Origin of the sequence: Psychrobacter sp. UBA6766 (assembly GCF_002453355.1) — a bacterium.
Classification (GTDB): Bacteria; Pseudomonadota; Gammaproteobacteria; order Pseudomonadales; family Moraxellaceae; genus Psychrobacter.
Map to the genome: position 1 here is coordinate 68,522 of NZ_DKGQ01000039.1, position 24,788 is coordinate 93,309.

The 24,788-nt window shown below is 44.2% G+C and carries 22 protein-coding genes; 21 read left to right on the forward strand and 1 reads right to left on the reverse strand.

Annotation, left to right across the window (positions count from 1 at the left end; translation table 11 throughout):
• Window positions 1–2: 2 nt before the first annotated feature.
• The 12 genes from B4K26_RS08515 (at window position 3) to B4K26_RS08570 (ending at window position 9,853) form a co-directional block, all read left to right on the forward strand.
• Window positions 3–362, forward strand: a complete 360-nt coding sequence (locus B4K26_RS08515; RefSeq protein ID WP_296244812.1) for a hypothetical protein — start codon at window positions 3–5, stop codon at window positions 360–362.
• Window positions 359–703 (forward strand): hypothetical protein, encoded by a 345-nt coding sequence (locus B4K26_RS08520; RefSeq protein ID WP_296244813.1) that lies wholly within the window; start codon window positions 359–361, stop codon window positions 701–703. Before B4K26_RS08515 ends, B4K26_RS08520 begins: the two co-directional genes overlap by 4 nt.
• A 7-nt stretch (window positions 704–710) precedes the next feature.
• Window positions 711–2,777 carry a hypothetical protein gene (locus tag B4K26_RS08525; protein ID WP_296244814.1) on the forward strand — a complete coding sequence of 689 codons (2,067 nt, stop codon included), beginning with the start codon at window positions 711–713 and terminating at the stop codon, window positions 2,775–2,777.
• On the forward strand, window positions 2,777–3,016 hold the full coding sequence (locus B4K26_RS08530) for a hypothetical protein (protein ID WP_296244815.1): 240 nt from the start codon (window positions 2,777–2,779) through the stop codon (window positions 3,014–3,016). Before B4K26_RS08525 ends, B4K26_RS08530 begins: the two co-directional genes overlap by 1 nt.
• The gene (locus B4K26_RS08535; protein ID WP_296244816.1) at window positions 3,013–3,429 is read left to right on the forward strand and encodes a hypothetical protein; all 417 of its coding nucleotides are present in this window, start codon (window positions 3,013–3,015) and stop codon (window positions 3,427–3,429) included. The genes B4K26_RS08530 and B4K26_RS08535 overlap by 4 nt, the downstream gene beginning before the upstream one ends.
• A gap of 2 nt (window positions 3,430–3,431) precedes the next feature.
• A complete protein-coding gene (locus tag B4K26_RS08540; RefSeq protein WP_296244817.1) occupies window positions 3,432–3,566 on the forward strand; it encodes a hypothetical protein in 135 nt (44 codons plus the stop codon).
• A 57-nt stretch (window positions 3,567–3,623) separates the two neighbouring features.
• Window positions 3,624–4,205, forward strand: coding sequence for a hypothetical protein (locus tag B4K26_RS08545; RefSeq protein WP_296244818.1), 582 nt, complete (start codon window positions 3,624–3,626; stop codon window positions 4,203–4,205).
• Between the two features lie 175 nt (window positions 4,206–4,380).
• Complete coding sequence (locus tag B4K26_RS08550; RefSeq protein WP_296244819.1) at window positions 4,381–4,518, forward strand: hypothetical protein; 138 nt, start codon at window positions 4,381–4,383, stop codon at window positions 4,516–4,518.
• 71 nt (window positions 4,519–4,589) lie between these two features.
• Window positions 4,590–8,453, forward strand: a complete 3,864-nt coding sequence (locus B4K26_RS08555) for a tape measure protein (protein ID WP_296244820.1) — start codon at window positions 4,590–4,592, stop codon at window positions 8,451–8,453.
• A gap of 47 nt (window positions 8,454–8,500) precedes the next feature.
• Window positions 8,501–8,992 carry a hypothetical protein gene (locus B4K26_RS08560; RefSeq protein WP_296244821.1) on the forward strand — a complete coding sequence of 164 codons (492 nt, stop codon included), beginning with the start codon at window positions 8,501–8,503 and terminating at the stop codon, window positions 8,990–8,992.
• Complete coding sequence (locus B4K26_RS08565; RefSeq protein WP_296244822.1) at window positions 8,979–9,311, forward strand: hypothetical protein; 333 nt, start codon at window positions 8,979–8,981, stop codon at window positions 9,309–9,311. The genes B4K26_RS08560 and B4K26_RS08565 overlap by 14 nt, the downstream gene beginning before the upstream one ends.
• A 38-nt stretch (window positions 9,312–9,349) precedes the next feature.
• Window positions 9,350–9,853, forward strand: coding sequence for a glycoside hydrolase family 108 protein (locus tag B4K26_RS08570; RefSeq protein ID WP_296244823.1), 504 nt, complete (start codon window positions 9,350–9,352; stop codon window positions 9,851–9,853).
• Between the two features lie 389 nt (window positions 9,854–10,242).
• On the opposite strand, the gene B4K26_RS08575 is transcribed toward B4K26_RS08570, so the two are convergent.
• Window positions 10,243–11,493, reverse strand: a complete 1,251-nt coding sequence (locus B4K26_RS08575) for a tyrosine-type recombinase/integrase (protein ID WP_296244824.1) — start codon at window positions 11,491–11,493, stop codon at window positions 10,243–10,245.
• A gap of 355 nt (window positions 11,494–11,848) precedes the next feature.
• On the opposite strand from B4K26_RS08575, the gene B4K26_RS08580 reads away from it, so the two are divergent.
• The 9 genes from B4K26_RS08580 to B4K26_RS08620 all read left to right on the forward strand — a co-directional run bounded on the left by B4K26_RS08580 (window position 11,849) and on the right by B4K26_RS08620 (window position 24,635).
• Complete coding sequence (locus B4K26_RS08580; protein ID WP_296244825.1) at window positions 11,849–12,448, forward strand: LemA family protein; 600 nt, start codon at window positions 11,849–11,851, stop codon at window positions 12,446–12,448.
• 99 nt (window positions 12,449–12,547) lie between these two features.
• Entirely contained in the window at window positions 12,548–15,430 is a 2,883-nt protein-coding gene (locus B4K26_RS08585) for a M48 family metalloprotease (RefSeq protein ID WP_296244827.1), read from the forward strand.
• A gap of 222 nt (window positions 15,431–15,652) precedes the next feature.
• Window positions 15,653–16,504 carry a hypothetical protein gene (locus tag B4K26_RS08590; protein ID WP_296244828.1) on the forward strand — a complete coding sequence of 284 codons (852 nt, stop codon included), beginning with the start codon at window positions 15,653–15,655 and terminating at the stop codon, window positions 16,502–16,504.
• Between the two features lie 96 nt (window positions 16,505–16,600).
• Window positions 16,601–17,710 (forward strand): 3-phosphoserine/phosphohydroxythreonine transaminase, encoded by a 1,110-nt coding sequence (serC, locus tag B4K26_RS08595; RefSeq protein WP_296244830.1) that lies wholly within the window; start codon window positions 16,601–16,603, stop codon window positions 17,708–17,710.
• 244 nt (window positions 17,711–17,954) lie between these two features.
• On the forward strand, window positions 17,955–19,787 hold the full coding sequence (locus B4K26_RS08600) for an extracellular solute-binding protein (RefSeq protein ID WP_296244900.1): 1,833 nt from the start codon (window positions 17,955–17,957) through the stop codon (window positions 19,785–19,787).
• A 102-nt stretch (window positions 19,788–19,889) separates the two neighbouring features.
• Window positions 19,890–20,669 (forward strand): hydroxyacylglutathione hydrolase, encoded by a 780-nt coding sequence (gene gloB / locus B4K26_RS08605; protein ID WP_296244831.1) that lies wholly within the window; start codon window positions 19,890–19,892, stop codon window positions 20,667–20,669.
• 114 nt (window positions 20,670–20,783) lie between these two features.
• The gene (locus B4K26_RS08610) at window positions 20,784–21,854 is read left to right on the forward strand and encodes a microcin C ABC transporter permease YejB (RefSeq protein WP_296244832.1); all 1,071 of its coding nucleotides are present in this window, start codon (window positions 20,784–20,786) and stop codon (window positions 21,852–21,854) included.
• Window positions 21,854–22,936 (forward strand): ABC transporter permease, encoded by a 1,083-nt coding sequence (locus tag B4K26_RS08615; protein WP_296244834.1) that lies wholly within the window; start codon window positions 21,854–21,856, stop codon window positions 22,934–22,936. Before B4K26_RS08610 ends, B4K26_RS08615 begins: the two co-directional genes overlap by 1 nt.
• 31 nt (window positions 22,937–22,967) lie before the next feature.
• The gene (locus tag B4K26_RS08620) at window positions 22,968–24,635 is read left to right on the forward strand and encodes an ABC transporter ATP-binding protein (protein ID WP_409521347.1); all 1,668 of its coding nucleotides are present in this window, start codon (window positions 22,968–22,970) and stop codon (window positions 24,633–24,635) included.
• Window positions 24,636–24,788 lie beyond the last annotated feature (153 nt).

A 24,788-nucleotide genomic window follows, 5' to 3' on the forward strand; every position in this document is an offset into this window, starting at 1 on the left:
CTATGCTTATGATTGCAGCGCCTAATCTATTTCGCACCAATGTCCGCATGATGATGCGAGACGGCGGTGGCGGTAAATTAACAGGCGGCGGCAACGTGCCTACAGGTAGTGGCTCAATCACTGGCCGCGTCACTGAAAACGGTCTGCCAGTATCAAGGCGCGTCATGCTTTATGAGCGAAAAACTGGCGCTTATGCAGGTCAAACGCGCTCAGACGAGGACGGCTATTACACGTTTAAGCGTACAAATGAACGAACACTGTATTTTGCTGTGTCTATTGATGATGAAAACGATGGGGTGCAATATAACCTAGTCGGTCAGGACTTAATATCGGGCAATCACGATGCGAGGATAGTGCCATGACATTAGATGACGGCGCAAAAAACGCTACATTACAAGGCTTGGCAAATGGGTTTAATAGTGGGGCTAACGCCTTGCTTACGCTTTATATTGCCGATGCGGTGGCTGCCACTTTTGCAATGCCACAGCCGATTGAGAAAACCATATCGGGCGGATTGCTTGATTTTGCGCTACCTGAGCGCGTCATGGCGATTGCGTCAGGGCTGCCCGATAAAGCAGTGTTATCTAGTTCAGATGGTACGCGCAATGTGACGTTTGATGTTGGAACAGAAATTACACTCGATAAAGAGCAAATCTATCTTGGCGGCTATGTCAGCTTAATGAGTTTAAAAATACAAATATAGGTGAGCTATGTCAGATAAGCCAGTCGGTCTTGATTTTGTCGGTGGCTGGCGAATTACCACTGATATCGATGGTGTGGTTGAGTCACCACTTGCACCTGATGCCAACCTAAATTTTGCACGAAAATGGCACAAAACAAGCAATCTAAATTTTGGTGAAGCGCCTGATAGCAAAAATGTAGCGGTAGCAATCAATGGCAAAATAACACTGCTTGCGTCAGGTGGCATGACCGCCGAGGACGCACCGACCTATGTTAGCGTGTCGGGTGTTATTGATACATTTGGCGCATCAGGCTCGGTAAGTGCTGATTTGCCCGAAACGGGCGTTTATGTCACTGCTTTTTATGACCTAAATGCGGTAGCTACAGGCTCAGTAAGTTACGACCCTAATACCACTAAACTGATTGGCGCGTCTTTTGGTAGTCGCTCGGAGTTGTCAAAAGTTGCAAGTCGTACCGCCAGTAGCGGTTTTGAAAATAGTCAAAATGCAGTTAATAGTATAAATAGCGACTGGCAACAATCAAAGCTAACAGCAAACAATATCAAAGGCGTGTTTGAGCCAAGCGGCAAACTAGGTACGCAAAAAACACCACTGTTTGAGCAATCAAAACTTATTGGTAATGACAGTCAGCAGCTCGCTGAAAATATGAATTACATTCAGCAGCAAACATCGGTTAGGGCAGAGCAGTCAAAACTTATCGGCGGTGATGATTGGTTTGGCTTTGAGGCAATGGCGCGAAGGCAAATTGAGCGCAGCTTTAAGCAAGAATTTGCGCGATATATTAGCCGCGATTATCTATTAAAGAGCTTTGCTGGGCGTATTATTGGCAATCATTGGCAGTTGCTTATAGAGACTGCAAAACTGCCGGATTGGTTGTATGTGCCACCTGAGCCGATACCGCCTGAGATTGACCCTGATTTTCCAAACGGCTATCAAACCAAAGCAAACCTTAACTTTTTATGTAAGTGGCTAAAGCCTGATACAACGCTTAATTTTGGCGCGGAATGTCAACAAAAGCAGCCACCGGACTACTCAAAAGGATTGATCTTTGTGACAAATAGTGTAAATCTAAAACGCACTGATGACGGGCGCAATATTACCCTTCTTAGCTTTAGCGTCGGTATTGATAGCAATAGCTATGCGTGGTCGTTTAGCGCGTCCGTGCCTATCAGCGAGCTATCAAAAGTTAATACGGCTATCGAGAGTCGTATCGGCGTTGATTTAACGGTCAATGGTCATCTGTGGCGATTTATCTTAGATGGTTGTGAGGATAGCACAGCATTTGGTGAGCGCAGCCTGACAATCAAGGGTAAGTCACGCGCTATGCTTTTAGCGCATCCTTACGCTAAGCATCGTGGTTATAAATACGATACGGCAATGACGGCAAGGCAAATCGCGGAAGATGAATTAAACCGCAATGCTGTACCAAGTGGCTTTACGCTAGATTGGGATTTGGTCGGGGTAAACGGTTGGAACGTTCCGGCTAACACTTACAGCTATTCAGGCAGAACGCCTATTAACAGCTTGCAGTGGATAGCTGAGGCAGCCGGTGGCTTTATTAATGCTGACATGAGTGCTGATATATTGCACGTACTCGCACATTATCCGGTTGAGTCGTGGGAATGGTATTTGCAAACGCCTGAGCTTGTATTGCCGCAATCGCTAATCCTTAATCGTACTCGAAGCCGCGTGACCAAGCCAAACTATAACGGGGTTACGGTTTACGGTGAGAATGATAACGGTATCGGGGCATTAATCAAGCGCACTGGAACCAGTGGCGGCTATCAACCACCAATGATTACCAGTGACCTGATTACGGACAATGATGTTGCTACAGCGCGTGGCATTGCCGTATTGAGTGACGTTGGCGAGATTGGCAATATCGGTATCACCATGCCATTACACGCTGATTTTGGTGTGTTAAAACCATCAACGCTTATCGGTGTAAATGATGGTGAGCAATGGGTTGGTATGGTCAGAGGCACGTCAATCAGCGGCAAACTTGGCAGCAGTCGAGCGCTTGAGATTGAGCAAACCGTCGATATTGAAAGGCACTTTGACAAGGAGGGCGTCTGATGGCAAGCGGCAATCTATGGGCGCTATTCAAAAGCGTCACTGAGCAACCTGCAACGCTAATGGCTACCGTCTTAGCTCGCAATGGCAGTACCTACGATGTTGAGTATATCGGAGGCAATATTAGCCAAGTGAGCTATGGCGGTAGCAATGCGTTTGAGATTGGCAGCAAGGTGTTTGTCCAGGATAATAAAATCACAGGGCAGGCGCCTGAGCTGCCATTTACGGAGATTGAAGTATGACAGATAAAAACATAATCCGCGTCGCTGATACAGATATTGAGATCAAGCGCGTCAAGGTCAAAAACTTACATGAAGTAACGCGAGCATTTACGCCTTTTGTCGCTGAGTTTGAGCGCATTGTGAAAGCTAAAAAAGGTATGCCAGAAAGCGAATTAATGGCGCTTATCGGCACGTTTACTGATGAAACGGTTATCTTAGCCTCAACACTGACAGACCAGCCGCCGAGCTTTTATAGAGAGCTTGAGCCGTTAGAAATGCTACAAGTGATGCAGGAGGTCGTCGCCCATAGTGGCGATTTTTTTATGCGTCAGATTTTCATACCCCTAAAGCAACTGGGGGCACAGCTAGCGTTACTTGGTACGACAGCTTACTACCATTCTACAAAATCGGACTCAGAGAATCCGATGTCTTAGATATGGCGTTTGGTGAATGGTGGGGCTTATCTAAAGCACTGGCTAAAGATAAGCAGCAAAGCATTAAAGACATGACACTTGCAATGCGAGTGGCGCAAGCGGATAGCAAAGGTTGGAAAGAGTTTATGAAAGACTAGCGTAACAATGACTAATCGGTTAAAGTTAGTTGGTTATAAATTTGTTGAGTATTGGCTATGAAAAAGCTATTGGCGGTTGGCTTGGCATTGGCGCTGAGCGCGTGCGGCGGTGGGTATGATAGTTTGCCGCCACAAGTAAGCAATGGGAATGGTGGGACAATCGGTGCCGGCAGCACATTTCCTACAGATAAAGGCAATTGGAAGTATGGCAACACAAGTGATGAGAACGGCTTGTTTTCTTTAACCGCTAGAATAGATGCTACCAATACATATACGGTTCCGAAATATCCAAATCTTGAGCAGCGATCATGGATTGAGTTAGAAAAGAGGAAGTCATTTGATGGTAGTATCTCAAAAAGATTTCTGATTTTTGCACCTGAGCAGGTTAAGTGTACGCCAGGTTGCAACATAAGAATTAAGTTTAATGGCAATACAGCGACTTATAGCTTTTTGCAGAGTACTGAGGGTGTGTTAACCCCAGTAAATGAGCAGTCATCAGCTGAGTTATTTGACAAAACTACGCAATCTAATAGAGCTACTGTTTATCTGCCTATTGTGGGTTTAAGCAAAGAGTTTGGGTCTGAGTTTAATCTTAGAGGTTATGATAAGAGCAAGATGATGTTTAGCGATGAACGTTAATTATTAATTATAAAGAAAAACCCACCGATTAGATGGTGGGTTTTCTATGCCATTTGCTTATGACTGGTCAATATGCGAGATTTTAAATCGAATACTAAATGGGTGATTTGTGAATATTATTTTCATACTTATAATTGTACTTACAATTTTTTTGGTCATTATGGTGGTCGCTTATATGTCTGCGCTTAAAAAACTTACGCATTGTCAAATTGATTACTTGGAATTAGAACAAGAGTATTACGACAAGGAATTAGAGTGTGCGACATTGACGGCTGAAATAGAAGATATGAAAGAAAAATATCAGATCAAATAAACCCCATACAAACGAACGTAGCTCACCCTAATCGGTGAGCTTTTTTTATGCCCAAAATTTGAGGTAATCCAATGGCAGGTGATTTAGATTTTAGCGTACAGTTGCGGCTATTGAATGACCAGTTCAATAATGGCATCAATGAGGCGCGTGACAAGTTTACAGCGTATGCGGAATCCGTGCAGCGCAATGTGACACAGATGAACGCCGACACTGAGCGAGCTACTGCATCATTGGCAGGGCTTGGTAATGTGCGTCCTGATAGATTGACGGCTGAAATACGCGCAACCGCTGACCAGTTAAGAAATATGGGTGCTGGTGCCAATCTGTCAGGTGAGCAAGTACAAAACGCCATGCATACAGCAGCCGGTCAGGTAACGCGCTTAGGCACTGAGCTAAACGAAGCAAAGTTAGAAGCAGCACGATTAGCGCAGACAGGCGCAAGTCCTAGAGATTTGGAAGCAGCAGCGCAAAAGGTCAATCGCTTAGAAACGGAATTGAACGAAGCGCGTAGTGCAAGTGTCAGTTTGGCGAATGAGCTATCAGGTGCGATGAATCGTGCGTCTAATACGGCAGATGGCGCACGCAATGCTATCTATCGCATTACAAACATTCGAGTGCCTGAAACGATACGCGGTGAGATTGACCAAATCAGCCGATCATTAGTAGATTTTCAGCGTAACAGCGGACGGCCAGCCGAGGAAATCGACCGAGTAACAAGAGCAGCGCAAGAGCAAATTAGACGGCTTGAGGCTGAATTGCGCGGTCTTGATGAAACGCAAGATAGAACGACCGAGGGCAGCAATAATCTAGGCGGTGGCGTCAATCGCTTACGTGGCGCATTTGGCAGCTTGCAAGGGCTATTGGCGGCGGCTGGGCTTGGTATTGGTGTTAGTGAAATCATTGAGACAGCCGATGCTTTCAAAACGCTTGAAGCAAGGGTAAAACTTGCGACTGGTGAAGGTGCATCGTTTGTTAATGGCTTTGCAGGCGTTAAGCAGATTGCCAATGAGACATTTAGTAGCGTTGAGAATACAGGCGAGCTTTTTGCCCGTATCACGCAGGCGTCAGAGGCTTTAGGTCTAGCACAAGGTGAAGTATTAAGTATTACTCGCACAATCAACGAGGCCATCAAGTTATCAGGTGGTAGCGCTGCCAGTGCTGACGCTGCAATTACCCAGTTGATTCAGGGCTTACAGTCGGGCGTGGTACGTGGTGACGAGTTTAACTCTATCATGGAGCAATCGCCAAGACTTGCTCAGGCAATGGCTGATGGTTTGGGCGTGACTCGTGGCGAATTACGCGCGATGGCAATGGACGGCAAGCTGTCATCTGAGGTCGTTATTAATGCGATACGCTCGCAAGGTGATGTAATTGCCAGTGAGTTTGGTACACTGCCGACCACGGTTGGCAACTCGCTACAGGTGCTTAAAAACCAAATATTTAACTTTGTTGGTGAGATTGACGGTGCATTAAATCAAACGTCACAGCTTGCAGACGCTATTAGTTATATCGGCAATAATCTTGAAGACTTAGACCCTGGCATCGTAACAGCGTTAACCGGTTCGTTTGAAAGCACGGTTGGTGTGGTTATTGAGCTTGCCAATGGTATAAAGCTGGTTTACGACACCTTTAATGGGGTAATAAACGCAATATCTGGCGGTTCGGCTGATGCGGCTGAGCAAGTGGGGTTGATAACCGCTGCACTGCATGGCCTCAATATCCTTATGGGCTTTGTTAAAGATGGTTTTAGCGCTATCGGTGTGGCAGCCGGGTTTGTTGTTGCGAGCTTATACGGTGCTATGTCTGACTTGGCTAATATCGCAGCAAGTATCACTTTTGGCGATGTATCTAAGAGCTTCAAGCAGACTGCTGACGAGCTGCAAGTTAAATCCAAAGAAACTTGGGAAAGCGCCGAGCAAGATGTTTTAGATTGGGAATCGTCAGGCGCACAAGCTATCGTTAATGCAGGTAAAACCACAAAAGAGCATTTTGCAGAAGTAGCGGCTGATTCAGAAGCAGCGTATCGAAAAATGGTCGATGATGCTAATTCAACCGCTGAACAGCGAGAAGAGGCACTTACTAAATACGCGCTAGACAGCATTAAAGCCAACGATAATGTAGTTTCAGATAAGCTACGTGTTGAGCTAGCAGAAAAAAACCTACAGGCTGTTATCAGTGATACCGGCAAAGTCTCTATTGAATCCGCCAAGGAAGCACAGGCGGCCTATTTAGGAGTTGGTGAGAGCTTTGCAGAAGTTGCATTAAAAGCGCAAGAATCGGGCAAAAGCATTGAGTTGTCATTAGCAGAGGCTATCCACAAGGCAAACACGCGCGGCGCAGTTGAGGATATATCAAACTCGCTACAAGCGATGGCAAATCAAGGCTTGATAACGGGCGAACAGTTGGCGCTTGGTCAGAATATCGCCAAAACACAAATGAGTAATGTTGAGGCGCAAATCGCCCAAAACATGGAAACGTTTGGCGATTATGCAGCAGGGGTGCTTGCTAAAAACGGCAATATCATCACTGCTGAGCTGCAGCACGCGGCAAGTCTTGAAAATCTAGCAATACAGATGGACGAGACGGGCAATGTCATGATTACCGAGCTTGACGCATCAACTATCGCAAGTAAGCGCACAAAAGACCAGATTGACGAATTGGCAGGTGCCGTCGGTGTCGGTCTGTCAAAAGAGTTTATTAAATCTAGCGAGGGCTTGAATGAGCTTGTCGATGGTTTTGACGACTTAGAAAAAGCAGGTTATGACGCTAAAGGCGCTTTGGTTGGCGCACTTACTGAAATGACTAATAAGGCTAAAAATACGGCTGAATTGGACAATCTAAGGGCTACGTGGATAGAGCTTGGTAAGGAGGGAAAGTTAAGCGCTAAGGACTTAAAGGACGGCTTAGATGACGTTAATAATAAAGCCGATCTATTAACCGAAGGTATTAACAGCGTAACCGAGGCTTACGGATTTTTAGGTATTAAAACTCGTGAGGAACTAGCTAAAAATGCGGCGCTTTATACCGAGGCCAACAAGTTAGTTATGGCTGAGGGTAAGCTGACAGCGCAGCAGCAGCAAGAAGTCTTTGAGAAAACAGCTAAAGCCAATATTGCTGCAAATAATGGCGTCATTGATTCATTTACCAAGTCACAGGCTGCCGCATTAGGCTTTACCGTCGCCGTTGATGAAAATGGGCGTGTCACCGTTGAAAAAATGGGTCAGGCTAAGACGGCCAATGATAAAGTCACAACGTCGGTCAATGGCATTAAAACAGCTTATAACGGCATTGCGAGTAGCGCAGGCGCAGCAGGTCAAGCAATGGTCGGTGCTGCCAATCAAGCTGCATCGGCTTACGATAAGCTGCAAAAGAAAATCCAAGCCGCCAAAGAAGCAATGGAGCTTAAAAAGGGCGATGAAACACTTAAAAACTTGCGGATTTATGGCAAGGAGGAAGCACCAGCGGAAGGTAATCAGTTTGGATCAAAGTTAGCGGTTGAGAACTTTTTGAAGTCACAAGGATTGTCCGAAGCCGCAGCGATTGAGGAAGCACGCAAACTTTATGCAAAATCAGGTAAGCGTGACGGCGCGTTAAACTTCGGTGATCTGCAAGGTTATAAAGATGGTCAGGTACTAACCAATGCTGATTTGGGTAAGTTTAAAACGGCGTCAATGTACTTGGCTGAAATAGCAAGCAAGGCGCGTGATGCTGAGCGTCAGCGTGATAGCAGGGAAACCGCAAGGACGGCAACGGCTAGAATTACTACGCAGGAATACGGCCGCTTTGACAGTCAGCCGACTGCCTCTAAGACGATTGACGTTAATTTCAAACTCGGCGGTGCTTCGGCGTCGCTTACTATGCCAGAAAATCAAGAGGGCGCATTAATGGCGCTGCTACAACAGCTACAAGACAGCAAAGCAATCGCAGGTTACTAGCCACTCAATCGAGTGGTTTTTTTATGTTTGAAATTTAAGGAGGATGTATGCCGCGAATGAATATAAAGCGCATGATATGGGCGTTTGCAATTACAATCGCATTTGCTTACCCCATGTCAGCGCTTGCAGCTAATGCGGCTGAGCAGCTAGGCATGGGGCGATTACAACCGCCGTTTACGCCTGAATGGATAGGGGTTTGGGTGTTTGCAATCGGCGGAGGTATTGGTGCGAGTTTTATTTATATTGCCGAGGTCGAAAAACACCTAAAGTATCCGACTGCTGCAAAGATTGTACTAGGTACGCTTTGGGGTATGGCAATTAGCTTAGCGATTGATGCGTTAACTGATACGCCTATGGGCGCAATTATGCTGTTTACGATTGGGGCATCAAGTTTTAGTGCACCAATTTGTGCAGGCTTTATGGTTTATATCAGCAGCCAAAAGCGTCAAAACAGCATTTACGATTTGGGCAAAGATGCCGCTACCGATCGAATATTTGGTCGCAAGAGTAAAAAGGATAGCAGTAATGAAACCGATTAACTACGACTTGATTGTTTGCATAGTCAGCTTATTCGCTGGCTTTTTTATGTTTATCAAAATAGGAGCTTTTAATCGTCGCAGCTATACACCTTTGATTTTTGCGATGGTCATCTGTAGCGGCATTTTGTATTGGGCGGCATTACTGTTAGTCACGTATGCCGCTATCTATCACATACCATCATGGCTCGATATTAATACTGAATGGTTTGGCACATGGGGTTATACGGCAAGTCGTATTTTAAATGGGGTGTGTTGGCTGCTAACGCTTATAGCCCTTAATTGGTGTCTGCCGACCATCAGACGGCATAAGAATAAATAAACCTAGCCCCTTAATTGGGGCTTTTTTTGGAGCTAAATATGGCTAATTTTGATATTTTATTTAATCGGCTGATGGAGCATGAGGGCGGTTATATCAATCACCCTAGCGACCCTGGCGGCGAAACGATGTGGGGCGTGACGAAACGTGTTGCCCGTGCAAACGGCTATAATGGCTCAATGCGTAATTTACCAAAAGCCACAGCTCAAGCGATTGCCCACAAAGACTATTGGCGGGTTATCAGAGGCGATGAATTACCGGACGATGTTGCATGGCAAGTTTTTGATGCCGCTTACAATCATGGCAATAGGCAGGCTATCAAGTTTCTACAGCGAGCGGTTGGCATTACTGGTAAAGACGTTGACGGCATCATAGGTAATCAGACGCTAACTGCAGTTAAGTGTATGGATTCAGATCGCATTGTCATGTTGTTCATTGCTGAGCGATTAGAGTTTTTCACTAACTTGGGTACATGGTCAACGTTTGGTAAAGGCTGGTCACGTCGCATTGTTGGTAATCTGCGATGGGCGGCTAAAGATAATTAGCTATATCTAGCTACCTTTAGCTATGTTTAATTTGGTGGGCTTTTTTTATTTACCAAAAATCAGACATGAAAAAGCCGCTACCAGTCATCTTGTAGCGGCTTTTTCTATGCGTCTCGTGCGTTATCCGATTAACTCACATGGTGGAATGTAACCTTAAGGTGAGCCATGCGTTAATTGCCATTGTTTTTTCTATGCAGTACACCGATGGCTGGTACTGTCTACTTCTCTGCAACACAGACCTAGTAGCTAGGCTTTACTGTCACTGGCATTAGCATTATAAGCAATGAATATTACGATTAGGTTACAGTAAGTAAGCTCAACTCTAACTCAATAAGCTTTTTATTTGTTTGAAATTTGAACTGTCCGAAGAACCCGGTTAGTTGGTCTAATTATGGCGAATTCGCTGCTATTAGACTATCTAAATAATCAGCCCATTTCTGCATCATGTCACGGCGCTTATCAATCATAGTTACTCTATTATAGGCACGACCATTCGCATCACGCACGCTATGCCCAAGCTGATGCTCAATCAACACCTCGGGCACACCTAATTGCTCAACCATCAATGTACGGGCAGACGCACGAAAGCCATGCGGTGTATGTTTGCCAGTATAGCCAAGACGGTTTAAAAACTTATTGAGCTGCTGCTGATGCTCAAACCTATCTTTACGCCTTTTGTTGTAAAATACATAATCCGTATGACCTGTTTGCTCGTGTATCGCCTGTAGTAGCTCGATAGCTTGCGCTGGTAGCGGCACAATCAGACTAGCCACCATATCGCCACGATTGCCTGTTTTCTGCGGGCTAAACGTCCACGTCTGTGCGTCCATGTCGATAGCGTCCCATTTCATTGAGCACATATCGCCACTGCGCTGAAATAGCATTGCTTGCAATCTCAGTATGTTTTGAGCATGGCCGTAAAAATCAGTCACGCTATCAATATCACGCAGTAGCTGACCAAACGCTACCGGCTCGATGATTGCATGATGGTGCTCAGTCTTTGGCTTTGGCAGCATTAAGTCTGCAACGGCAATAGCAGGGTTGTTGTCGATATAGCCTTGACCAATAGCCAATGCAAAAATGCGCTGACAGACGCCGCGCACGCGCTTAGCCGTTGGTATTGTCTTGCGCTCAATCTCTTTAATTGCCCTGAGTACGTCAGGCGTTCTTATTTGGTCGACTGGCATACGGCCAATATAAGTAGCAGCGTAAGCGATATGCGTGCGCTTTTGCTCAATGGTGCGATGCTCAAACTGTTTTGACGCTATTTGTGATTGCAGCCATTCTTCAGCCAGCTCGCTAAAAGTTGGCATGGCTCGCTTTTTATTGTGGGCGTCTTGATGATGGAATACCGGATCAATACCGCCAGCTAATAACGATAAATTATTGCGGTACATATCACGGGCTTGCTCAAGTGTGAAAACTGGATAGGCGCCCAGGGTAAAGTTTTTACGCTTGCCAGTAACCGGGCTAGTAAATCGATGGCGAAATGTAGTAGTCTTATTATCTCGAATATAAAGATTCAATCCTTTATAACCTTGGATAGCATAAACCTCATCGCCGCCGTCATGCTCTTTGATAGCTTGCTTGATTTGTGAATCGGTTTTGATGCCAGCGTCTTTTAATTTTTGATTTGCCATTTTGATTACCAGTTGATGACCATCTTGTTTGGCATAGATTGCAACAGTTTGAAACGGTATGCAATAGCAAACGATTAAAAAGGCTATAATTGGTCGGTGTTGCAAGGTGTAGCAGACTATTGCAAGCTATATCAAAGACGCTGACTGATGGAGTCGCTTTTTTTTGCCTAAAATTTGATGATAAAGTGTATAGCCATTTAAAACGATAAATATTGGTAATAAGCCCTTCGTTGTAAAGGGCTTTTTTTCGTCTGCATTTCGTCCGATTTTAAACTTTGAGTAAGATAAATAGGCTAAAATACAATGTAGTAACCTTTAACAACAATAATGTGAACACAAAACCTTTTGGAGCCTGATGATGAAGATGCTTGTTTGGTTGTTCATTGCAGTGGTCATATTGACCGTGGTTTTCGGCGTATCAATATTTAATAAGTTAGTACGAGCTCGCAATCAAGCAAAAAATGGCTTTGCGCAGATAGATGCTCAGCTCAAACGCCGTCATGATTTGATTCCAAATTTGGTTGAAACCGCCAAGCGTTACTTAACCCATGAAGAAGAAACCTTGACCCGTGTTATTAGCGCGCGAAACCATGCCCAAAGTCTGCAAGACTCTAGTAAACATCAGCCTGACTCGCTTGAGCATATGGCGCTGTTTGCTAAGGCTGAGAGTATGTTGTCGAAAGCCTTGGGACAATTTTCAGCTGTGGTAGAAGCTTATCCTGAGCTAAAAGCGGACAGTATCATTAAAGAGTTGATGGATGAGCTAACCAATACTGAAAACCGTATTGGCTTTGCGCGTCAGCATTATAACGATAGTGTGATGTTTTATAATAATGACCGCGAGGTGTTTCCAAACAATTTGATTAGCACGACTTTTGGTTTTCGACCCCTTAGCTCACTGATATTCGAAGATAGAAAGGCGATTGCTCAAGCGCCAATTGTCGATATGGGGTAATGTTTCAATACGTTCAAATGCATTTAGCAGTTTTCAGGTAAAGTATTCTATTAAGCAGCGCAAATTCTGGGTAAGACACTCTTTAGGTAAGAAAAGTAGATGGACTTTTTTGGTGCACAGCGTAGCCGTACTCAACGCAGTCTGTTGCTGTATGGGCTGTTTTTTCTTATTGTCTTTGCCCATATCGCTGTAGCGCTCGGTATTACGGCACTGCTGCTGACGATATTTACTGGTGGTATTTATCATTGGGTACTGATACTGGTTTTAATATGGACAATTGGCAGCTTCGTTATTGGTAGCTTTTTAGAATATGGTCGCCTAAAAGCAGGTGGTCGTGCTATCGCTCAGCGCGTTGGGGCAGTTAGGTTGTTTATAGACCATAGCCAAGACGCTTGGGAGCACAGTCAAGGAGTTGCCCATCAGCATGAGCCGATACCAAAGGTTCGCTTTAGCGCGCGCCAGATTGCCGTTCGTGATGAGCCCAATTTTCCTCCTGTTTATCGGCGTTATTATGAGATTGCGCAACAGTTGGCTATAGCTTCGGGTTTGCGAATGCCAGTTTTATATGTGCTTCCTGAAGAACAAGGCATTAATGGTTTTGTAGCAGGACGTCACAGCCAAGATATGGTGCTAGTCGTGACCCAAGGCGCACTGGACAAGTTATCCGATGAAGCATTATATGGGCTAATCGGGCATGAATATGGTCATATTTTACATGGTGATGCCACGTTTAATTTGCAGTTAATGATTGTATTGGCAGGATTACAATTACTCTATGACTGGAGTGATTCTATTAATAATTTCGGTGCGGGTTATAAAAGCAATCAGCAAAACTATTTTGATGGCTCTTTTAATGGCGCGGTAAATCAAAGCAGCCCGTTACCACAAAGATCGATCGATCGTCATGCGCGTAGCATTGAAGCGCAAACTGCTGTTTTTAACACTCATAGCGAATGGGTTAGCTATTGGCAACGCCAGTCACAAAGCCAAGAGTCTTTAGCTAAGAGTCAATCAAAATGGTTACAACATAATAATATGTTCGATAGCCAAGCGCCGCGCAATATTTGGACATTGTTAATACATGGACTGAGCTTTTCTAGCATGGCCAGTGCGCAGCTCATCAAACACAGCTTTAACCGTGAGCGCGAATTGCTGGCTGATGCGACCAGTGTACAGCTCACGCGCTCGCCAGCGATTATGGAAACTTTAAAAGCCATTCATAAAGATTCGCTGGGTTCACGTTTAACGGGCATCGCTGATATCAATGGTCTCAGTCATTTTTTCTTTGCCAGTAGTGGGGCAGATTTAGGGGACTTGTCGTGGTTTGCGACGCACCCAAGTTTGGCTGAGCGCATGAATGCCATTAACGCCAACGCTTATCATGATTTTGCGCTTCAGGTAGCAAAAGAGAAACGTATTAATCAGCAAAAAATCAGAGAAATCTATGAGCAGCACCGATTAGGTGACTGGGATGTGATAACTGCAAATAGCCTAAGTAAGAATAAAAGCAGCTATTCAACAATTAAAGAAATCACTAATAGCTCTCATGAATCGATAGATAAAGAAGTGACCGCCTTTGCCACTGATAAAATAAAAAGTGAGTCAGAAACAGAGGATGGGCTTGAGTTTATTATAGAGCAAGACATCGTTATTGATGGGCGTTTGCAAGTACAATCCCAAGACATTGGCACTTATAACATTTTAAAACCATGGCAAGCAAAACGGGATAGCGACTTGCCAGCGAAAGACTTAATCAGTAGCGATGACATAAAAAAAGTCTCGCTGTCGCCCTATATTCTTAACCATAGCTATCATCCGCTAGGGGCCCAAGCTTTGATTGAAGCCGTGCTGCTTTGTCATCAGGGTTGTGAGCTGTCAACAACAGCCACTTATGATTTAACTGATATCTGGCTTGGGCTTGATAGCGATAGAGTTTTTGCTACTGAAACTAAAGTCGATATCAATAACACGCGAATTTTACCGCATACGCTAGATCATAAGTTATTAGAGACAGTCGCAATTCTTGACAGACGATTAGATAGCGCTTTGATTGTATTGGCGCTAAAACAGCTACGGCAACATAATTTATCAGAAAGCGCTATCGATGAATTGCGCTTACAGTATGAAGCCAGTCATAGCCATCAAGATCGTCAACATTACGTGCAGCAAAAAAAATGCCGGACGATGCTATTGCGTTATCAACAGGGGATTACTGAGATTTTTGAAACCTATCTAACGGCAGATTTAAGCAAAAATTTTGCTGATAACGTGATGGATGAAGAAGGTGATTTTGATGAATTTAAACCCAAATCTACGTGTTTAAATAGTATCCAACCACGAACACCATCGATTTTAGCATTATGGCAAGCGCTGCATTTTCAGCAGCTATTACCTGTCATTAATACTGTGCTAAATGACGACTATTCAAATCAATACTTGTCTTGGCAGCAAAAATTGCAAGTAAGTCGAAATGATATTATTGCCCAACTTGATCCTTCCGGTCAGATTTTTAAAAATATAAAAGCCGCTGAGTGCTCGATAGTTATTTTATTGGCTTATCGTTTATCAAACGATGGTAGTGCTAGCAGTAGCTGTTATACCATTGACTTACGGCGTCAAGCGCGATTAATTGATATTGATTTGACCGCCGTTAGTGAGGCAAATTTACAATGGCTGCTATTGACCGCTCAACATTTAAATAGTATTCAGCTATTGGCATTACTGGAAGCGGTATCTATTTTTACGTCCTCTACGGCGGAGCATCAGCATAATAATAGTCAAGAAAAGCCACAAGAGTGGCAACAGGGCAGCGGTCAAATAGATTATAATGAAGTAAATAAGCTTGCTAGTTACCATGACTACCGGCAATGGCTGAGTACATTGCATACGGCGATGTTACACGATACGATAGTCAGTCAAGATGAATATGATTGTTTAACCTTGTTGTCAGAGCATTGGTTACAGGTTCGGCAGCTTTTTTAGCGTTTAGCATTTTTTTTAATATTGGTTTTTTATATTGATATAGTCAGTTCAAAATAAAAGCGTTATGAATATTAATCTACGTGACTGGAATAAATTTTACTTGCTTGCTGTGCCTACGCCGACAGAGGCGTCGCAAAATTTATTCCAGTCACGCAATAATATTTTTAAATCGAATAAACTATAGCCTTGAATATATGTAAGAAAATAGGATAGTAAAGTCGCATGAGTGAGACCCAAGACCCGCTAGTTATATTGCAGCGCCGTACGCAGCAGCGGCAGATTTTAGCGATGATGGGAATCAATCAGTGGGTGCAGCCAAGCTCTAAGACGATGAATATGGCAGATATTTCCGCGCCTGCTAATAATGACATTGATATCGATAGTGATGCTCAGTCTATTTCGTCCGCTATAAGCGGTGAACAGCCAAGCGTCGAATCTTCAAATATTGAAGCTATATCAAACATGGTAGATGAAGAGTCGATCAGTCATTATTATGATGACGCTAGTGAGACGGATTTAAACCGTTCTGACCAACACAGTCCCGTTACCTATAGTTTTGACTCGACTGTTCCTAACGTCCCTAAGCGCGCCGTTAACTCCCTCGTAGACACTATCGTTCAGCAAACTACGATTGATCATGTAAATGATGCTGCGAGCTTTGAAAATAGCAATTTTAAAGGTGACGACTTTAAAGAAGGCAGCTTTAAAAAAGTAGCCCCATTTGATTTACAAGGCGGTCGCTACGGCGATTGGGTGATTTTGGTTGATATCCAAGCGCTCAATAACGACAGCCAAAAGCTTTGGCAAAACATCACCCAAGCGCTATCAATCACTTGCGAGACCACCTCGTTTCCTATTTGTGAAGGCATGGATACGGCTGAGCTTGCCAATGCTAGCCTTGCAGGATATGTCTTTAAAATGGGCCGTAGCGAAGATATCAAAGTTGCCGCATTGACGGCGTTACCTGATGGCCTTGAGCACCCGAACTTTACTACTGTTCCCGCATTAGATGACATGCTTGCAGATAGCAGCTTAAAGCGCCAACTTTGGCAGCAGTTATCAAATCAGAATTAAAAGTCTGCGAGTTGTTTTAACGATTAAAAATAGAGCTAAGACTTATCTTTGACGCTTAATAACCACGATGATTTCATCATATTTAGGATATTGATTATGACTACTAAGGCCACTCTTAACCGTGTACCCAATTTTTCTGCGGGTCCTGCCACCATCCCGACCGCCGTCTTGTCACGCGCTCAAGAAGAATTGCTTGATTGGCAAGGCCGCGGTATGTCGGTCATGGAAGTCAGTCACCGTAGTAAAGAGTACGTCGCCATTACTGAAAAAGCCGAAGCCAAATTGCGCTCGTTGATGGACATTCCAGATAATTATAAAGTGCTGTTTTTACAGGGTGGTGCCAGCTTACAGTTTTCAGCGATTCCGCTAAACTTATTAAATGGTGGCCGTGCAGACTATCTGACGACGGGAACGTGGTCACAAAAGGCTGCCAAAGAAGCGGAGCGATATGCTCAGCTTGGTCTGGGTGAAGTAAATATCGTTGCCTCGGGTAAAGACGGTAACTTTACTGATGTTCCGGCCGAAAATGAGTGGAATCTGAGCAGAGATGCAGCATATTTCCATTACTGTGCCAATGAAACGATTCATGGTTTGCAAATATTTGAGCCGCCACAAGTAGATGCGCCTATTATCGTCGATATGTCTTCTTGCATCTTGTCACAGCCAATCGACGTGACTAAGTTTGGTATGATTTATGCGGGTGCACAAAAGAACATCGGTCCGGCGGGCTTGGTCATTGTCATTATTCGTGAGGACTTATTAGGGCAGGCAAGCGAGTGGTGCCCACTGCTGATGAACTATGAGCATCAAGCCGAAAAAGAATCCATGTCAAATACACCAGCGACCTATTCTTGGTATTTAGCAGGACTGGTATTTGATTGGTTAGAAGAGCAGGGCGGCGTTGAAGCGATCGGCAAGATTAATCAGCAAAAAGCCGACTTACTTTATAAAACGATTGATGGCAGCAATTTTTATAATAATCCCGTAGCACCTAAGTATCGCTCTATCATGAACGTGCCGTTTACGTTAGCAGACAGCAGCCTTGATAAAGTATTCTTAGAAGAGTCAGAAGCGGCGGGGCTTATGAATTTAAAAGGCCACCGTGATGTTGGCGGAATGCGCGCCAGTATTTATAATGCCGTATCGTTAGATTGGGTTCAGCAATTGGTTGACTTTATGATCGCTTTTGAAGAAAAGCACGCTTAAGTCAACACAGGCTTTAAAACAAAGGACGCAACTTTATGAGCTGCGTCTTTTTTTGTGCTTATTAGCATTTTTTAAAGGGCGTATGGCTCATATAGCAACCTTAACACCGCAAAGCATTAGGTTAAAAAACCTAAGTTTGTTATGATAAAATTTCGTCAATCGTTTATTTTGTCGTCAGTCGCGCATTTTTTATCCCAGTTGGTTTAGAGTAGAAGATCGTTATGAGGGTTAATATATAGTCATGATGCTAAAAAATACCATGCTAAAAGCCGTCTTACTTGCCATTACTATCAGCTGGATGCCTATCAGTTTCGCGGCTCCTATTACGACGACTGCGCTTGGGCATAATAGTACCACTGATTATATTGACGTGCCTTACATGCCTTATGCCAATCCAAAGGCACCCAAAGGTGGTACGCTGTCGCTAGATGCGCGCGGCACCTTTAATGCGGCCAATAAATGGATGACCACGGGTGTGGCGATGGTTGGTACTGATTATCTATACGATACCTTGATGACCGGCTCACTCAATGAAGCCTTTACCATGTATCCGCAGCTGGCAAGTAAAGTCACTTATGACCCTGAGGATACCAGCTGGATTATTTATCATATCAATCCTGCGGCGCGCTTTTGGGATGGGTCGCCCGTGACAAGTCATGATGTCAAAGCCACTTATGACGCGATATTAAATAAAGGCCCGATGTATATCCGCAGTTACTTGGGCGATATTAAAGACATTGAGATTCTTGATAAGCAACGCGTCAAGTTTGTCTTTAAGTCTGATGACAATAAAGAGATTTTATTAACCGTCGGGCAGTTTCCTGTCTTTGCCAAATCCTCTATCGATACTGATTTTGAAAAAATTAGTTTAACGCCACTCATGGGAAGTGGTCCTTATAAGCTTGGCCGCGTCGATGCGGGACGCTCCGTCAGCTATGTGCGCGATCCTAATTATTGGGGACGTGATTTGATGGTCAATCGCGGTCGTTATAACTTTGATATGATTAAGTTTGTCTATTATCAAAGTGATGAGATTGCTTTTGAGGGTTTTAAATCTGGGCAATATCGCTTCCGCCCTGAAAACAAAGCCTCTAATTGGGCAACAGGTTATAATTTCCCAGCCGTCAAAGCTGGTCTGATTAATAAAGAAACCATCAGCAGCGAAAACCCCGTGCCAATGCAGGGTTTGGTGATGAATATGCGCCGGCCCATTTTTCAAGATATTCGCGTTCGCCAAGCCTTGACGGCGGCTTACGATTTTGAGTGGATGAATAAGACTTTATTTCACGGTCAGTATGAACGCTTGCAAAGCTTCTTTCATGGCTCAGAGCTTGCTGCTTCCGGTACGCCATCTGCGGCTGAGATGCAGGTATTAAAACTATTGCTCGCCAAGCTTGAACCGATTCAGCGACAAGCGGTATTGGCGGAATGGCAACTGCCAACCAGCGATGGTAGCGGTTTTAATCGTAAAGCGTTATTAGAAGCGCGGCAGCTGTTACTAGATGCAGGATTTTATTATCAAGATATGAGGTTGTATCAGCCTGATGGCAAGTTGGCTCAAATTGAGATTTTGATGACAGGCGAGACCATGGGGCGTGTACTACTGCCGTATATCCGCAATCTAAAGCGTTTAGGGTTTGATGCGACCTTGCATCAAGTCGATGGGCCACAATATTATGAACGTGTGCGCCGATTTGACTACGACATGATGGTCGATATCTTTGCCCAGAGCTTGTCGCCTGGCGCGGAGCAAGTTGGCTTTTGGGGTAGTACAGCGGCAGATGAGCCTGGTAACCATAATACCATCGGCATTAAAAACCCTGCGATTGACAGTGTTATCAAAAAACTGGGCGACGCTAAAAGTCGCGATGAGATTATCTTATATACTCACGTACTCGATCGATTACTGCGAGGCGGTTATTATCTGGTGCCACTATACGGCAAGCCCTCCACCAATGTCGCTTATTGGGATCAGTATCGTCATGTTGATACTTTACCAACCAATGCTATTGGTATTGATTATTGGTGGACCGATAAAGCAGCAGAAGCTCGCTTTAATCAGTATTTAAAGCAATAATCAAAACTATTTGTGAATAATTGCTTATAAGTGATAACGCTTTTAAGTGACAATGCTTAATAAAAATTAGTAGCAAAAAGACAATGACTGTAAGGATTATATATGAGTATTCGTATTCACCCAATTAAAGCGTTTAATGACAATTATATCTGGACATTAGTTAATGAAAATAATAAACAAGCCATCGTGATTGATCCGGGTCAAGCCGAGCCAGTTATTGCTTACTTAGAAGAAAACGGCTTAGAGCTGACCTCGATTTGGACCACCCATCATCACCATGATCATATTGGCGGTGTTGCCGAGCTTCAAGAAGCCTATCCGATGACCCATCTGGTCGCGCATACTGAGCATAATGTTGAAGAGGATCAAACCATCAAAGATGGCAGTACAGTAAGCGCGTGGGGCTGTGCCGCGCAAGTTTGGGATGTGTCAGGTCACACAGCAAGTCATATGGCTTACATCCTCGATATCGATGGCCAGAAACATTGCTTTTGCGGAGATACCTTATTTAGTGCGGGCTGCGGTCGTGTCTTTACGGGAACGATTGAGCAATTGCATGACAGCTTTAAGCGTTTAAATAGTTTGCCAGCTGAAGCGCTGTTGTATCCAGCTCACGAGTATACTGCCAGTAATCTGCGTTTTGGTTTATCTATTGAGCCTGCCAATGAAGCAATGCAGCAAGCCCTTTCACAAGCAGAAGAAAAGACCGCTCAAGGTATTCCCACCTTACCTGTAACTTTAGAACATGAACGTGCGGTCAATGTGTTTTTACGGACGCACGAGCCAAGTGTGATTGCAGGTGTGAAGTCTAAAGTGACTATCAATGATGAAAAGTCTTTAACCATATTTGCGGCGTTACGTGAGCTTAAAAATAACTTTTAATGGTTGATTGCTAGATTTTAAGCTTTAAATGATGCTTTGATAATCGCTCCATTAATATATGCTCGCTACGCATTTTTCTATTGTCATATTTGTCTATTTTAGGAAACCGTCATTATGGGTCGTTATATCTTAAAAAGGGTGCTGCTGATATTACCGACGCTTTTTTTGATATTGTTGGCGAACTTTGTCATTGTTCAGGCAGCGCCGGGCGGCCCAGTTGAGCAGCAACTTGCTATGATTGAGCAGGGCGCAAAAGACAATGCGCTTAGCGGTAATATTGGCGCGGGAAGTTCAGGCGGCAATAATAGCACTTACCAAGGAACGCGCGGCTTATCAGAGGAGATGGTCGCCGCGATTAATGCGCAATACGGTTTTGATAAATCGGCACCAGAGCGCTTTTGGCTCATGTTAAAAAATTACGCCAAGCTTGATTTTGGCACATCGTTTTTTAAAGGCCAAACCGTCACCGATTTGATTGTCGAAAAGCTTCCCGTATCTATTTCGCTTGGGCTTTGGAGTACGCTACTGATTTATATGATCGCCATTCCATTAGGGGTTTATAAAGCCATGCATCATGGCTCAGGGATTGATAAAGCAACGGCTATGTTGCTTGCTATCGGCCATGCGATTCCTGTTTTTGTATTTGCGGTGATTTTATTGATATTTTTTGCGGGCGGCAGCTACTGGAATATTTTTCCACTGCAAGGCTTAACTTCAGAGAATTTCGATCAATTAAGTGTCCTTGGTAAAGTGAAAGATTACTTTTGGCATTTGGCGCTGCCGCTACTAGCCAGTACTGTTGGTGGCTTTGCAGGGTTAACCTATTTGACCAAATTCAGCTTTTTAGAGGAGCTTGGTAAGCAGTATGTTCTTACTGCTCGCGCTAAAGGCTTGGGTGAACGACAAGTGTTATACGGTCATGTCTTTCGCAACGCAATGTTGATTATCATCGCCGGTATTCCAGCCGCTATCGTTGGGATTTTCTTTGCCGGTAATTTTCTTATTGAGATTATCTTTAAACTTGACGGTTTGGGACTGTTAGGTTTTGAAGCGATTCAGCAGCGTGACTATCCGGTGATATTTGGTACGCTATTTATTTTTACCTTAGTGGGACTATTATTACAATTAATTAGCGATTTAAGTTATCACTTAATCGATCCACGAATTGATTTTGAGGGGCGCTAATGTCAAGTCATCCGTTATTTTCAGCGCCCTCAAACGCATCCTCTATTGCTCTAGAAAAAAAACGTCGCCTAAATCCTATTTGGCAGGCACGTTTAAACCGCTTTTGCCAAAATCGCCTTGGCGTTGTATCGCTATTTATTTTTGCCCTGATATTTGTCATTTGTATGGCAGCCAATGTGATTGCCAATGACAAGCCACTATTGGTGCAATATCAAGGTGATTATTACTTTCCTGTCCTAAACGCCTATCCTGAAACAACCTTTGGTGGTGTATTTGAGACCGAAGCCAATTATAAAGATCCTGCGGTGCAAGCGCTGGTTGATGAGCAGGGTTTTTATATTATGCCGCTCATTCCTTTTGCTGATCAGACACCAAACGTTGAGCTGGGAATTCCCTATCCAGCGGCGCCCAATAATCAAAATTGGCTTGGTACTGATGATTTGGGACGCGATGTACTGGCTCGTATACTTTATGGTATGCGGGTGTCATTATTGTTCGGTATCGCTTTGACGTTAGCAGGGGCTTTGATTGGTATTATCGTCGGAGCGATTCAAGGTTATTACGGTGGCTGGGTAGATCTGGTAGGGCAGCGCTTTATGGAAGTGTGGGGCGGAATGCCGCAGCTGTTTATGATTATTATTTTGGTCAGCTTGTTTAGTCCCAGTATTACCATGCTATTTGCCATGATGTTGCTATTTGGTTGGATGGGCTTGGTCGGTTTGGTAAGGGCAGAGTTTTTGCGCGCACGTAACTTTGATTATGTGCGTGCAGCGCGTAACTTGGGCGTTTCAGACAGCCAAATAATGCTCAGACATATTTTGCCTAATGCCTTAGCATCAAGCTTATCGCAGTTGCCGTTTATTTTAACGGCCAATATCATTGCGTTAACGGCACTAGACTTCTTAGGTTATGGCTTACCGCCTGGGTCGCCGTCGCTTGGCGAGTTGATGGTCCAAGGAAAAAACAATCTTGATGCCCCTTGGCTTGCGCTATCAGGGTTTTTTAGCCTAACCTTTATTTTATCGTTGCTTATCTTTGTTGGCGAAGCGCTGCGCGACGCCTTTGATCCGAGGCGCTCCTGATATGACAACTGATAATATAATAAGCGCTAATATGACGATTGCTTCTAATAAAAACAGCCTCCTGGAGAATAGTCATAACAATGAACAAAATAAGTTAATGCTGACAGTGGATAAGCTTAGCATCGTAACAGATGCAGGCCTGAATTTAGTCGATAAGCTATCGTATGAGCTGAGGCAAGGGCAGACGTTGGCTATCGTTGGCGAGTCAGGATCTGGTAAATCTATCGGTAGTCTAGCGCTATTGGGACTGTTGCCTGATAACTTAACCGTCACCGGCAAGGTGCAATTAACAAATTCAAAGAGTATGACGACGCTACCAATAGGCCATGAAAAAGGACGTAATGCCGCGCTGCGCTCTATTCGTGGTCAGCGTATCGGCATGGTGTTTCAAGAACCAATGACAGCGCTTAATCCGCTGCATACCGTCGGCAAACAAATTTCCGAATCATTGCGTATCAGCGCTGTCCCCAAAAAACACTGGCGCGAAAAAAGCATCGCTTTATTATCTGATGTTAATATCACTGATCCTGCTGATAAGCTGAGCCGCTATCCACACGAGTTATCAGGCGGCCAACGTCAGCGCGTCATGATAGCAATGGCATTGGCGCAGCAGCCTGATGTTTTAATCGCTGATGAACCAACCACCGCGCTTGATGTGACGTTGCAACATGAAATCCTTGAGCTGCTGGATAATCTTAAGCGCCAGCACAATATGGCGATGATACTAATCAGTCATGACTTGAATTTAGTCAGACGTTACAGTGATGAAGTGATCGTTATGCGTCAAGGGCAGACGATTGAGCAAGGGCAAACCGCAGCGATTTTTAATCAGCCTAAAGCGGAGTATACCCGAACGCTTATTCAGCAAGATTTCGGTCAAGCGCTCATCTTCAATGATGAGCAAAGTCAGCAACCAATTATATTGCAAGTAAATAACCTTCAAGTGCAGTTCCCGATAGAAAAAAGCCTGTTTGGTGGTACTAAGCGTTGGTTTGATGCGGTCAAAGACTTAGAGATGACGCTACAACAAGGGCAGGCGTTGGGAATCGTTGGTGAATCAGGCTCTGGGAAAACCACCATTGCACTGGCCTTAAGTCAATTGCTTAGTAATCAAGCAAATGTCAGTGGGCAAATAATCGTTAACGGGCAAGATATTTCACTATTGTCTAAAAAACAGCTACGTCAGTTTCGCTCCCAGATTCAAATGGTATTTCAAGACCCGTTTGCCAGTATCAATCCTCGAATGACCGTTATGCAAATCGTCGAAGAAGGCCTGTTAGTTCAAGGCGTTGATAAAGTAGCACGACAGCAAGCGGTGATGGAGAGTCTTGCTACCGTACATCTACCAGTGGAGTTTGCCCATCGCTATCCGCATGAGTTATCGGGCGGTCAGCGTCAGCGCGTCGCCCTTGCGCGTGCCCTTATTATGCAGCCAAGTTTATTGATATTAGATGAGCCGACGTCTGCGCTTGATAGCACCACGCAAGTTACCGTGGTCAGCTTACTAAGAGAAATTCAACAAAAATTGCAAATCAGCTATGTCTTTATTAGCCACGACTTAGAGGTAGTTCGCGCACTATGTCAGCATCTTATCGTCCTTAAAGATGGTGTGTGCGTCGAATCAGGCTGTACCGAATCTATTTTTAACAATCCGCAGCATCTCTATGCTCAGCAGTTGCTACAGGCAAGTAATGTTTGAGATTTAATCAATGTAGGGCTATGATTCAGTCAGAACACAGCAGTTCATAATAATCGCGGTATCCTAAAAATGACGATGGTACAATAAGTTTAGACAGTAGTTTGCTCTAGGTAGATACTGACGTTATATTTCTGCTTTTTACTTAATCAGCGG

Bases quoted from the DNA above. Each gene is read 5' to 3' on its own strand.
- B4K26_RS08520 (WP_296244813.1), top strand. From the start codon at position 359: ATGACATTAGATGACGGCGCAAAAAACGCTACATTACAAGGCTTGGCA.
- B4K26_RS08585 (WP_296244827.1), top strand. From the start codon at position 12,548: ATGGACTTTTTTGGTGCACAGCGTAGCCGTACTCAACGCAGTCTGTTG.
- B4K26_RS08600 (WP_296244900.1), top strand. From the start codon at position 17,955: ATGCTAAAAAATACCATGCTAAAAGCCGTCTTACTTGCCATTACTATC.
- B4K26_RS08525 (WP_296244814.1), top strand. From the start codon at position 711: ATGTCAGATAAGCCAGTCGGTCTTGATTTTGTCGGTGGCTGGCGAATT.
- B4K26_RS08560 (WP_296244821.1), top strand. From the start codon at position 8,501: ATGCCGCGAATGAATATAAAGCGCATGATATGGGCGTTTGCAATTACA.
- B4K26_RS08540 (WP_296244817.1), top strand. From the start codon at position 3,432: ATGGCGTTTGGTGAATGGTGGGGCTTATCTAAAGCACTGGCTAAAGAT.
- B4K26_RS08550 (WP_296244819.1), top strand. From the start codon at position 4,381: ATGTCTGCGCTTAAAAAACTTACGCATTGTCAAATTGATTACTTGGAA.
- B4K26_RS08615 (WP_296244834.1), top strand. From the start codon at position 21,854: ATGTCAAGTCATCCGTTATTTTCAGCGCCCTCAAACGCATCCTCTATT.
- B4K26_RS08590 (WP_296244828.1), top strand. From the start codon at position 15,653: ATGAGTGAGACCCAAGACCCGCTAGTTATATTGCAGCGCCGTACGCAG.
- B4K26_RS08555 (WP_296244820.1), top strand. From the start codon at position 4,590: ATGGCAGGTGATTTAGATTTTAGCGTACAGTTGCGGCTATTGAATGAC.
- B4K26_RS08580 (WP_296244825.1), top strand. From the start codon at position 11,849: ATGATGAAGATGCTTGTTTGGTTGTTCATTGCAGTGGTCATATTGACC.
- B4K26_RS08565 (WP_296244822.1), top strand. From the start codon at position 8,979: ATGAAACCGATTAACTACGACTTGATTGTTTGCATAGTCAGCTTATTC.
- B4K26_RS08530 (WP_296244815.1), top strand. From the start codon at position 2,777: ATGGCAAGCGGCAATCTATGGGCGCTATTCAAAAGCGTCACTGAGCAA.
- B4K26_RS08570 (WP_296244823.1), top strand. From the start codon at position 9,350: ATGGCTAATTTTGATATTTTATTTAATCGGCTGATGGAGCATGAGGGC.
- B4K26_RS08535 (WP_296244816.1), top strand. From the start codon at position 3,013: ATGACAGATAAAAACATAATCCGCGTCGCTGATACAGATATTGAGATC.
- B4K26_RS08620 (WP_409521347.1), top strand. From the start codon at position 22,968: ATGACGATTGCTTCTAATAAAAACAGCCTCCTGGAGAATAGTCATAAC.
- B4K26_RS08545 (WP_296244818.1), top strand. From the start codon at position 3,624: ATGAAAAAGCTATTGGCGGTTGGCTTGGCATTGGCGCTGAGCGCGTGC.
- B4K26_RS08575 (WP_296244824.1), bottom strand. From the start codon at position 11,493: ATGGCAAATCAAAAATTAAAAGACGCTGGCATCAAAACCGATTCACAA.
- serC (WP_296244830.1), top strand. From the start codon at position 16,601: ATGACTACTAAGGCCACTCTTAACCGTGTACCCAATTTTTCTGCGGGT.
- B4K26_RS08515 (WP_296244812.1), top strand. From the start codon at position 3: ATGCTTATGATTGCAGCGCCTAATCTATTTCGCACCAATGTCCGCATG.
- B4K26_RS08610 (WP_296244832.1), top strand. From the start codon at position 20,784: ATGGGTCGTTATATCTTAAAAAGGGTGCTGCTGATATTACCGACGCTT.
- gloB (WP_296244831.1), top strand. From the start codon at position 19,890: ATGAGTATTCGTATTCACCCAATTAAAGCGTTTAATGACAATTATATC.